We start from the raw sequence: 1,667 nt of genomic DNA, 5'->3' as shown, positions 1-1,667 counted from the left end.
TGGGAGAGTAGGACACCGCCGGACTTCTTCGTTGAAATGGCCACCCAAGGTTCTTGGGTGGCCATTTTGCGTTAACGCGCAGTGTGCGTCAGGCAGTACGCCTGAGCACACGCACCGCGTGAAGTCGACGTCTCACGAGTAGCGTGGGATACAGGATTCAGCACACAGTCGCCGGGTGACGGCGTTCGAACACCGTGGAGATCATCGTGAGTGACCAGTCAGCAGACCAGCCCGACAAGGGCGAGCGACGAGCACCGCGATCGTCCGGTGATGGACGCTCGAACACGAACCCTGGTCGACGAAACGACAGCCCGCGGGGCGATCGCCCGCAGCGTGGTGACGGTCCTCGAGGCGACCGGCCACAGGGCTCTGATCGACCCGCTTGGCAGCGGGACCGTCCGTCGTCCGGCGATCGGCCGCAGCGATCGGACCGGCCGGCACGGAGTGGCGACCGTCCGTCCTCCGGCGACCGCCCGCAGCGGTCGGACCGACCCGCTTGGCAACAGGATCGTCCTGCCTCCGGTGATCGGCCGCAGCGTTCCGATCGTCCCGCGCGGAGCGGGGACCGCCCGTCGTCCGGTGATCGGCCGCAGCGTTCCGATCGTCCCGCGCGGAGCGGGGACCGCCCGTCGTCCGGTGATCGGCCGCAGCGTTCCGATCGGCCTGCTTGGCAGCGTGATCGCCCCGCATCGGGTGACCGCCAGCAGCGTTCCGATCGTCCCGCACGAAGCAGCGACCGTCCTGCATCGGGCGACCGACCGGATCGCGGGAACCGCACGGATCGCGGGCACTCGTCCGATCGTGGTGGCCGTCCCGACCGCGGACGCGACGGCGGCGCACGGAGCGGCGGCCGCGAACTGTGGACGCGCGACGGAGCGCCGGCTCGAGGCGACCGCGACGCGTTCCGGAAAGAACGTGAGCTGACGGAAGAGGAACGCATCGCGTTCGAGCTCAAGTCGATCCGTCCTCGTCACGACGACCCGGAGATTCCTGCGGACGTCACCCCTCAGGATCTGGACAAGGGTGCGCGGAACGAGCTCAAGACGCTCAGCAAGGAGAACGCCGACGGCGTCGCGCAGCACCTGGCCATGGCGGCCCGGCTGATCGACACCGACCCAGCGCTCGCGCACCTGCACGCCATGTCCGCTGCACGTCGCGCCGGTCGGATCGCGATGGTCCGAGAGACCCTCGCGATCACCGCGTACGAGACCGGTGACTATGCCCTCGCGCTCCGCGAACTCCGGACCTACCGACGGATCTCGGGCAAGGACGATCAGCTGCCACTCATGGTCGACAGTGAGCGCGGTGTCGGCCGCCCTGAGCGTGCCCTGGAACTCGGCCGATCCGTCGACCGCTCCACGCTCGATGTCCCGGTCCGTGTCGCACTCGCGATCGCGATGTCCGGGGCCCGCCTCGATCTCGGCCAGACGGAGGACGCCCTGACGGAGCTGCAGATTCCGCAGCTCGACCCGAAGCGGGCGTTCTCCTACAGCCCCGCGTTGTTCAACGCCTACGCCGAGACGCTCGAGGTGCTCGGCCGGATGGACGAGGCAGCCGTCTGGCACGATCGTGCGACGATCGCCGCTGAGGCGCTCGAGCAGTCGGCCGCCGACGACGAAGGGGAGACCATGGTCGTCGTCGAGGAGTTCTTCGACATCGACGATGAT

The 1,667-nt window shown here is 68.7% G+C and carries 2 protein-coding genes; both read left to right on the top strand.

The window, feature by feature from the left end; genetic code table 11:
- Positions 1 to 522 precede the first annotated feature (522 nt).
- Positions 523 to 924 (top strand): hypothetical protein, encoded by a 402-nt coding sequence (locus tag ITJ57_RS12210; RefSeq protein WP_194670414.1) that lies wholly within the window; start codon positions 523 to 525, stop codon positions 922 to 924.
- Between the two features lie 164 nt (positions 925 to 1,088).
- On the top strand, positions 1,089 to 1,667 hold a 579-nt coding region (locus ITJ57_RS12205), incomplete at its 3' end, for a hypothetical protein (RefSeq protein ID WP_228506608.1).

The sequence above is a fragment of the Plantibacter sp. VKM Ac-2880 genome (assembly GCF_015351235.1).
In the GTDB taxonomy this organism is placed as follows: Bacteria; Actinomycetota; Actinomycetes; order Actinomycetales; family Microbacteriaceae; genus Plantibacter.
The sequence above is the reverse complement of the archived record's forward strand: the minus strand, read 5'-3'. Positions and strand labels throughout refer to the sequence as shown.